The 8,717-nt window shown below is 53.8% G+C and carries 8 protein-coding genes; 5 read left to right on the top strand and 3 right to left on the bottom strand.

What is annotated here, in order from left to right; translation table 11 throughout:
* Positions 1 to 404 precede the first annotated feature (404 nt).
* Both AC5M9B_RS03615 and AC5M9B_RS03610 read right to left on the bottom strand, forming a co-directional pair.
* Positions 405 to 1,598 (bottom strand): amino acid aminotransferase, encoded by a 1,194-nt coding sequence (locus tag AC5M9B_RS03615; RefSeq protein ID WP_146736657.1) that lies wholly within the window; start codon positions 1,596 to 1,598, stop codon positions 405 to 407.
* Positions 1,599 to 1,701: 103 nt separating this feature from the next.
* A complete protein-coding gene (locus tag AC5M9B_RS03610; protein ID WP_487648266.1) occupies positions 1,702 to 2,112 on the bottom strand; it encodes a YqaA family protein in 411 nt (136 codons plus the stop codon).
* 250 nt (positions 2,113 to 2,362) lie between these two features.
* Between AC5M9B_RS03610 and AC5M9B_RS03605 the strand changes: the two genes are divergently transcribed.
* Together AC5M9B_RS03605 and AC5M9B_RS03600 are read left to right on the top strand one after the other, a co-directional pair.
* A complete protein-coding gene (locus tag AC5M9B_RS03605; protein ID WP_016687455.1) occupies positions 2,363 to 3,586 on the top strand; it encodes a sugar MFS transporter in 1,224 nt (407 codons plus the stop codon).
* A gap of 229 nt (positions 3,587 to 3,815) precedes the next feature.
* Positions 3,816 to 4,439 carry an alpha/beta fold hydrolase gene (locus AC5M9B_RS03600; protein ID WP_146736679.1) on the top strand — a complete coding sequence of 208 codons (624 nt, stop codon included), beginning with the start codon at positions 3,816 to 3,818 and terminating at the stop codon, positions 4,437 to 4,439.
* 114 nt (positions 4,440 to 4,553) lie between these two features.
* Here the strand turns inward: AC5M9B_RS03600 and wrbA are convergent, their stop codons facing one another.
* Entirely contained in the window at positions 4,554 to 5,156 is a 603-nt protein-coding gene (gene wrbA / locus AC5M9B_RS03595) for an NAD(P)H:quinone oxidoreductase (RefSeq protein ID WP_146736656.1), read from the bottom strand.
* A 134-nt stretch (positions 5,157 to 5,290) separates the two neighbouring features.
* On the opposite strand from wrbA, the gene AC5M9B_RS03590 reads away from it, so the two are divergent.
* The 3 genes from AC5M9B_RS03590 (at position 5,291) to AC5M9B_RS03580 (ending at position 8,528) form a co-directional block, all read left to right on the top strand.
* Positions 5,291 to 6,520, top strand: coding sequence for a YihY family inner membrane protein (locus AC5M9B_RS03590; protein WP_146736678.1), 1,230 nt, complete (start codon positions 5,291 to 5,293; stop codon positions 6,518 to 6,520).
* Positions 6,521 to 6,615: 95 nt separating this feature from the next.
* Complete coding sequence (locus tag AC5M9B_RS03585) at positions 6,616 to 8,391, top strand: extracellular solute-binding protein (RefSeq protein ID WP_487648265.1); 1,776 nt, start codon at positions 6,616 to 6,618, stop codon at positions 8,389 to 8,391.
* Positions 8,382 to 8,528, top strand: a complete 147-nt coding sequence (locus tag AC5M9B_RS03580; RefSeq protein ID WP_176662385.1) for a hypothetical protein — start codon at positions 8,382 to 8,384, stop codon at positions 8,526 to 8,528. Before AC5M9B_RS03585 ends, AC5M9B_RS03580 begins: the two co-directional genes overlap by 10 nt.
* The last annotated feature ends 189 nt before the right edge of the window (positions 8,529 to 8,717 follow it).

Genomic DNA, 8,717 nt, shown 5'->3' with positions numbered 1-8,717 from the left:
GGTCGTTAGCTCAGTCGGTAGAGCAGCGGACTTTTAATCCGTTGGTCGAGCGTTCGAATCGCTCACGACCCACCAAATTTAAAAAGCCTGGACAAATGTCCGGGCTTTTTTATTTGCCGGTATGTTTTGAGATTGTTACAGCCTGCCCGTTACGGTTTTGATACGGGTTTGTTTGTTATAGTGTATTAACTTTAAACCAGTACGGCGTTGCCTTGCCTTGCCGTACTATCTGTACTGTCTGTGGCTTCGTCGCCTTGTCCTGATTTAAATTTAATCCACTATAAATTCGCGGCCATAGCCTGCGTTACGGTTTGGCTTAGCCCGAATCCGCGTTGTCAAAAAAGGTCGTCTGAAAACCTGAAGCCTAGGTTTTCAGACGACCTTTTTGTATTGCCTGATGCGGATTACAACACTTTTACGATGCTTTCGCAAAGGTAGTCGATGTTGTCATCGGTAATGCCGGCGACGTTGATGCGGCCGGAGCGCACGGCGTAGATGGCGAATTCGTTTTTCAGGCGGTCGACTTGTTCGGGCGTGAGGCCGCTGAAGGAGAACATGCCGTTTTGTTCGATGATGAAGTCGAAGTCTTGAGTCGCGCCTTTGGCTTTGAGCAGCTCGACGAATTTTTGGCGCATGGCTTTGATGCGGCTGCGCATTTCGTCGAGTTCGGCAATCCATTGTGCTTTCAAATCCGCGTCTTTCAACACGAGGGCGATGGTGTTCGCGCCGTGGGAGGCGGGGTTGGAGTAGAGGGTGCGGATGATGGTTTTGACTTGGCTGTGTGCGCGGGCGGCGGTGGCTTCGTCTTCTGCGACTAAGGTGAATGCGCCGACGCGTTCGTTGTACATACCGAAGTTTTTGGAGTAGGAGCTGGCGATGAGCAATTCTTTGTTGTATTTCAAGAAGGTGCGCAAGCCGTATGCGTCTTCTTCGAGGCCGTTGCCGAAGCCTTGGTAAGCGAAGTCAAACAGGGGCAGCCAGCCTTTTTCGGCGGAGAGTTTGGCGAGGGTTTCCCATTGTTCGGGCGTGGGGTCGATGCCGGTGGGGTTGTGGCAGCAGCCGTGCAACAGGACGACATCGCCTTTTTGCGCTTGGTTCAGGTCTTCAATCATGCCGTCCCAGTCTAGGCCGTGTTTGGCGGCGTCGTAGTAGCGGTAGGGCTTGTCTTGGATGCCGACGGCTTTGAAGATGGCGTTGTGATTGGGCCATGTGGGGTTGGAAATCCAGACGGTTTGTGCGTTCAACTGGCGTTTGGCGAATTCGGCGGCAATACGCAATGCGCCTGTGCCGCCGAGGCTTTGGGCGGTTTTGGCGCGGCGGCTGGCGACGATTTCGTGGTCTCTTCCGAAAAGGAGGATTTGGGTTTGTTCGTTGTAGTCGGCAACGCCGTCGATGGTGAGGTAGTTTTTGGTGGTTTCGCTCTCGAGCAGGCGTTTTTCGGCTTCTTTGACGGCTTTGACGATGGGGGTCGCGCCGGATGCGTCTTTATAAACGCCGATGCCGAGGTTGACTTTTTCGGGGCGGGTTTCGGCTTTGAATGCTTCGCCCAAGCCTAAGATGGGATCTGCGGGGGCGGCTTCGATGTGATTGAAGAACATGATCTCTCGCTTTGCAAAAATGAAGGGACGGGATATTTCCTTTGGGATTTTACGCTGTTTCAGGTCGTCTGAAAATCAATGCGGCAGGTTTTGTCGCAACGTGCTACATCATGCCTTTGATGCCGGCGAGGATGATGCCGTAGCGCAGGATTTTTCCGGTCAGGAGCATGAGTGCGGAGGTGTAGGGGTTGAGCCTGAGCCAGCCTGCGGCAATGGGCAGCGCATCGCCGATAACGGGCAGCCAGGCGAACAAAAGGGGCAGGGTGCCCCAGCGTTGGAGCAGGCGCAGGGTTTTTTCAGACGACCTTTTCTTGGACGGAATCAGCCGTCCCATCCAATAGGAAACCATGCTGCCCAAGCCGTTTGCCAGTCCGGCGCACAACCACGCGCCGTATGCCTGTTCGGGATAGTTATAGATGAACGCGGCGAAGGCGGCTTCGGACGTGCCGGGCAGGATGGTGGCGGAGGTAAAGGCGGAGGCGGCGAGTCCGAGATAGGCGTAAGTGAGGGGCATGGCGGATAAGTTTGCGTCAGGTCAAAGGTCGTCTGAAATAAGATTTTAAGTCGTTTGCGGGTAGATTTTTTGTAAAATTTAGACTGATTCTGTCTATAAAATACTTTATCGGACAGAATCTTGCTGAAACTCGATGTAGTCGGCGTGTTTTCAGTGTTTGCAATAATGGCAAAAGCCAGTATGATTCAGCCCGTTATTAACGGATATTAACTGTTTGTACGGTCAATTCCAATAAATCGAAAGGCAAATCATGTCTACGCCATCACAACAAAACCATAACCCCGCGCTGGTCGTCCTGACCACGCTCTTCTTCATGATGGGTTTCATCACCTGCATGAACGACATCTTGATTCCGCATCTGAAAGAAATTTTCGATCTGACTTATGTTCAGGCGATGCTGATTCAGTTCTGCTTCTTTACCGCTTATGCCATCATGTCGATTCCGATGGGGCATCTCGTCGGCAAAATCGGCTATAAAAACGGCGTCATCGGCGGCTTCTTGCTGACCGCCGTCGGATGCTTGTTGTTTTATCCTGCTGCGGGCAGCCACTCTTACCCGACTTTCTTGGGCGCGCTCTTCATTCTTGCTTCAGGTGTAACCCTGTTGCAGGTTGCGGGTAACCCGTATGTAACTCTGTTGGCGAAACCGGGCAAAGAATCCGCTACGTTGACTTTGGTGCAGGCGTTCAACTCATTGGGTACGACCATCGCCCCTCAAATCGGCGCGTTCCTGATTCTGGCGGATGCGACGCAGGCAGTCAGCAAAGCCGAAAAGATTTCCTCCGTTCAAATCCCTTACTTGGGTCTGGCAGGTCTGTTGGTTATCCTCGCCGTCTTTGTGAAAATGATCCGTCTGCCTGACGCGCGTAAAATCGCCGAAGCAGAAAGCGAACACAACCACGACGGCAAACACAGCGTGTGGCAATACAAACACCTCGTCCTCGGTGCGGCAGGTATTTTCTGCTACGTCGGCGCGGAAGTATCCATCGGCTCGCTGATGGTCAACGTCTTGGGCTTCCTGAAAGGATTGGATCACGCTTCCGCCGCCCAATACCTGTCGTTCTATTGGGGCGGTGCTATGGTCGGACGCTTCCTCGGCTCGGCAGTTATGGCGAAAATCGCGCCCAACCGCTACCTTGCCTTCAACGCCACTATCGCCGTTGTCCTGCTCATCATCGCCATGATGACCGGTAAAGGCAATGCCGACGTCGCTATGTGGGCACTGCTTGCCATCGGCTTCTTCAACTCCATCATGTTCCCGACCATCTTCTCGCTGGCGACCAAAAACCTCGGTAAATTCACCAATGCCGCTTCCGGCGTACTTTGTACTGCCATCGTCGGCGGTGCGATTGTTCCGGTCGTACAAGGTTGGGCGGTCGATACTTACAGCCTGATGTCGTCTTTTGTCGTATCAGCCGTGTGCTACCTCTATATAGTCTTCTTCGCCGTCAAAGGTTATAAAGCCGACGAGTAAGCGTTGACTGAACAAAAGGTCGTCTGAAAACTTGGAAATCAGGTTTTCAGACGACCTTTTTTCTTTGGAACGGACTTTTAAACCCGATCCGCTCAAACCAAGGTCGTCTGAAAATACGGCAACAGATTTTAACCGGAGCTTAAGCCCGTTTTCAAAAGACAAAACACGCCCGCAATACGGTCTGACTGACTTATGGCATAATGCTTACGGCAAAATACAGGAGCTTCTCATGTCAAAAATCATCTTATTACACGGACTGCACATGCACTCTTGGGTGATGAAACCTTTAGCGGATATGCTGGAGAAACAAGGCTTTGACGTTGCCCTGTTTGGTTATTACAGCGTCTGGCACACCATGCCGCAGCACACGCAGGCATTGGTGGAGTTTGTTGAAAAACACGAGACGGGTGAGCCTCTGCATTTTGCCGGACACAGTCTGGGCGGACTGGTGTTGCGACACTTTGCCGCCGCCTACCCCGAAAAATTTACCGGCCGCATCGTAACCTTCGGTACGCCCCACCAAGGCAGCCGGGCTGCGCAAAGGGTGTTCCGGCTCGGGTTGAAAACCCCCGTACTCGGCGGCGCTTATCGCGATGCACTCGACGGCGGTACGCCCGATTTGCCCGAACATATCGAACTGGGCAGCATTGCAGGCAACAAGCCGCTCGGGCTGGGGCGCGTATTGGGTTTGCACGGCGAACACGACGGTACGGTTTTGGTCAGCGAAACCCACTGCCCGAATATGCGCGACCACGTTATCTTGCCTGTCAGCCACAGCGGGATGCTGTTTAAACACATTACTGCGGAGCAAACCGCAACATTTTTGCGCGAGGGGCAGTTTAATCATGGGTAAAAAACTGGGATGACGAGAACTTGAGAATAATAAAAAGGTCGTCTGAAAACTTGGAAATCAGGTTTTCAGACGACCTTTTGGCTTTTAGCAGATTGGATGGCTAAGCTATCCGCCTTAAGCCAACTTGACAGCGAGTTCTGCCAGCCGTTTGCCTTGTGCGAAGGCGATGTCGTTTTCTTCGGCGGTCAGGGCAGGTTTGCTGTCGTGTCCGGCGACGTGGGACGCGCCGTAGGGGGTGCCGCCGCTTCGGGTGCTGCTGAGGGCGGATTCGGTGTAGGGGATGCCGCTGATGATCATGCCCTGGTGCAGGAGGGGGAGCATCATGGTGAGGAGGGTGGTTTCTTGTCCGCCGTGCAGGGAGGAGGTGCTGGTGAAGACGGTGGCGGGTTTGCCGGCGAGTTCTGCGCCGAGCCATTGGGGGATGGTGCCGTCGATGAAGTATTTCATGGCGGCTGCCATGTTGCCGAAGCGGGTGGGGCTGCCTAGGGCGAGGGCGGCGCAGGTTTTGAGGTCTTCGGCGGCGGCGTAGGGTGCGCCGCTGTCGGGAATGTCTTTTTCGATGGCTTCGCAGACGGTGGAGACTTTGGGGACGGTGCGCAATACGGCTTCGCAGCCCGCGACGCTTTCGATGCCGCGTGCGATTTGGCGGGCGAGGTTGAGGGTGCTGCCGTTTTGGGAGTAGTAGAGGACGAGGATTTTGAGGGGATTTGGGTTCATTTGGGTATTCCGTTACAATGGGGTTGGTTGAAAATCGGTGTTTGGCTGTTGAAGCTGTGTTTTCAGACGACGTAGAGTGCGCTGTGGCGTTTTCTGTTTTTTTATTTTTAATTGGTTATTTTTCGGGAAAGATTATGCCGTTTTTGAAATGGTGGCAAGGTTTGTCGGACAGTAAGGCGTTTGCTTTTGCGTGGTTTGTGGTCCGGCGTTTCGATGAGGAGCGTGTGCCGCAGGCGGCGTCGAGTATGACGTTTACGACGCTTCTGGCTTTGGTACCGGTGTTGACGGTGATGGTGGCGGTCGCTTCGATTTTCCCTGTGTTCGACCGTTGGTCGGACTCTTTTGTTGCTTTCGTCAATCAGACTATTGTGCCGCAGGGTGCGGGCATGGTGTTTGATTATATCAATGCGTTTCGCGATCAGGCGGGAAAGTTGACGGCGATCGGTAGTGTGATGCTGGTGGTGACGTCGCTGATGCTGATTCGGACGATTGACAATACGTTTAACCGCATTTGGCGGGTCAATACGCAGCGGCCTTGGATGATGCAGTTTTTGGTGTATTGGGCGTTGCTGACTTTTGGGCCGCTGTCTTTGGGCGTGGGGATTTCTTTTATGGTCGGGTCGGTGCAGGATTCTGCGCTGGCTTCGTTTGCGCCGCAATGGGTGGTGGGGTTACTGCAAACCTTGGGTACGCTGTTTTTTGCCACGCTTTTGCTGTGGGGGCTGTACCGTTTTGTGCCCAACCGCTTCGTGCCTGGGCGTCATGCGTTTATCGGGGCTTTGGTCACGGCGTTTTGCTTGGAGACGGCGCGTTTCCTGTTTGCTTGGTATATGGGCAATTTCGACGGCTACCGCTCGATTTACGGGGCTTTTGCCGCCGTACCGTTTTTCTTGGTGTGGCTGAATTTGCTGTGGACGCTGGTGTTGGGCGGCGCGGTGCTGACTTCGTCACTGTCCTATTGGCAGGGCGATGCGTTCCGCAGGGGCTTCGATGCGCGAGGGCGGTTTGATGATGTGTTGAAAATCCTGCTGCTTTTGGATGCGGCGCAAAAAGAGGGCAAAGCCTTGCCTGTTCAGGAGTTCAGACGACATATCAATATGGGCTACGATGAATTGGGCGAGCTTCTGGAAAAGCTGGCGCGACACGGCTATATCTACAACGGCCGTCAGGGTTGGGTGTTGAAAACGGGGGCGGATTCGATTGAGTTGAGCGAACTCTTCAAGCTCTTTGTTTACCGCCCGTCGCCTTTGGGAAGGGACCATGTGAACCAAGCCGTCGATGCGGTGATGACGCCGTGTTTGCAGACTTTGAACATGACGCTGGCGGAGTTTGACGCGCAGGCGAAAAAACGGCAGCAGTCTTGAGTATTTTTGAAACGGATAAAAGGTCGTCTGAAAACGGTTTTCAGACGACCTTTTGCTATAATCGGGCTTCATCGTCCCGCTCGGTTTGAAACCTTATGAAAAAGCTCGTCCTGCTGCTACTTTCCTTCTCCTCTGCCACCGCTTTTGCCGCATACGGTTTGGGTTTGGGGCAGGAGCCGAAATATCCCGCCAACTTTCGCGCCTACGAATACGTCAATCCCGACGCGCCAAAAGGCGGCGTGTTTTCCCTGCCGATACAGGGCGGCTTCGATACGTTCAACCCGTTCACCCTCAAAGGCGACAAAGAAGTCGGCGTCTTCATGCTGACCGTGGATAAGCTTACGGACAACAGTTGGGACGAACCTTTCTCCATGTACGGGCTGCTGGCGGAAGACTTGTTACTTGCCGAAGACGGGCTGTCGGCAACATTCAAACTCAACCCGAAGGCTAAATTCCACAACGGCGATCCCGTGCTTGCCAAAGACGTCGCCGCCTCCTTCCGCCTGCTTACCCAAGACAAAGCCGCCAATCCCTCCTACCGCATCTACTGGAGCGATGTTGCCAAAGTCGAAACGCCCGATGACAGGACAGTCGTTTTCCGCTTCAAACAGCGCAACGCCGAATTACACATGGTCTTGGGGCAACTGCCTGTCTTTTCTCATAAAAGCTATCCCGAAGGGCTGGAAAAAGGCGCGAACAAAATGCCCATCGGCTCCGGCCCCTACCGCTTCGTCAAAGCAGACATCGGACGCATGAGCGAATACGCGCGCGATAAAAACTACTGGGCGCAAAACCTCCCGACCCGCAAAGGCAGATATAACTTCGACACCGTCCGTTTCAAATATTTCAAAGACAACAGCGTCCGCCTCGAAGGACTCAAAGCCGGACAATACGACTTCGTTTATGAAAACATCGCCCGAAACTGGGCGCGGGCTTATCCCGGCGAAATGCTCGCCAAACGCGGCTTGGGCAAATACGAATGGGTGCAACAAAGTAATGCCGGCATGCAGGGCTTCGTTATGAATATGCGCCGCGTCCCGTTCAACAACATCCTCGTGCGGCAGGCAATGGTCGAGAGCTTCGACTTTGAAAGCGTCAACGCCCGCATTTTCTACGGCGCATACCGCCGCAGCAACAGCTTCTTCACCAACAGCGAGATGGCGGCGACAGGCAAACCGCAAGGCGCGGAACTGAAACTGCTCCAGTCCCTCGGCAACACCCTCGATCCCGCTGTCCTGAACCAACCCGTCCCCGAACCGCCTCAAACCGACCCGAAGACAGGCATACGCCCCAACCTGCTCAAAGCCCGCGCCCTTTTAGAAAAAGCAGGCTACCGCTATAAAAACGGCAAACTGACCGACAGCCAAGGCAAACCCCTGACCTTCGAGTTCCTGACCGCATCCAAAAACTACGAACGCATCACCGCCAAATGGCAGCGCGACCTCGCCAAAATCGGCGTCACCATGAACATCCGCGTTACCGACCCCGCCTTATATCAAAGGCGTCTCAACGATTTCGACTTCGACATGACCATTACCGTCTATGCCAACAGCGAAAGCCCGGGCAACGAACAATACGATTATTTCGGCTGTGAAGCCGCCAAAATCCCCGGCAGCCAAAACCTCGCCGGCGTGTGCCGCCCCGAAGTCGAAAAGCTGCTCAAACATTTCAGCAGCTTCACCAACCGCGAAGAACTGAAAACCACCGTTCAAGCACTAGACCGTACCATCCGCCACCAATACATCATCGTCCCCGCCTGGTACGCTGACCGCTACCGCGTCGTTTACCGCAATAACCTCGGCATCCCGCAACAACTGCCGAAATATTACGACCCGATAACGTTCCCGCTGAGTAGCGGGTGGTGGAAATAGGAGAAGCGGATAAAAGGTCGTCTGAAAGCTTTGAGGTTTCAGACGACCTTGTTTTTATCGGCAACCTGCCCCCTCTCCCGTCCGGCGGGAGAGGGTGGCTCTATGGGGTGTACGAATACGAATTTGCTTTTACCTAAAACCGTAAAGCCCCCCCCCATCCTAACCTTCCCCCGCCAGACGGGGGAAGGGACAAGTTGCTGTTACAGCAATCCGTAGCGCGGGGTTTGCCTACGAGATGAATGCGAAAAATATAGTCAATTAAAATCAAAATAGGACAGTAACGCATCGTCAAATCGGGCGTAATCAGACAAAACGGTTCGCAGATA

The organism is Neisseria flava, assembly GCF_982712965.1.
This window is presented reverse-complemented; position numbering and strand designations above follow the sequence as displayed.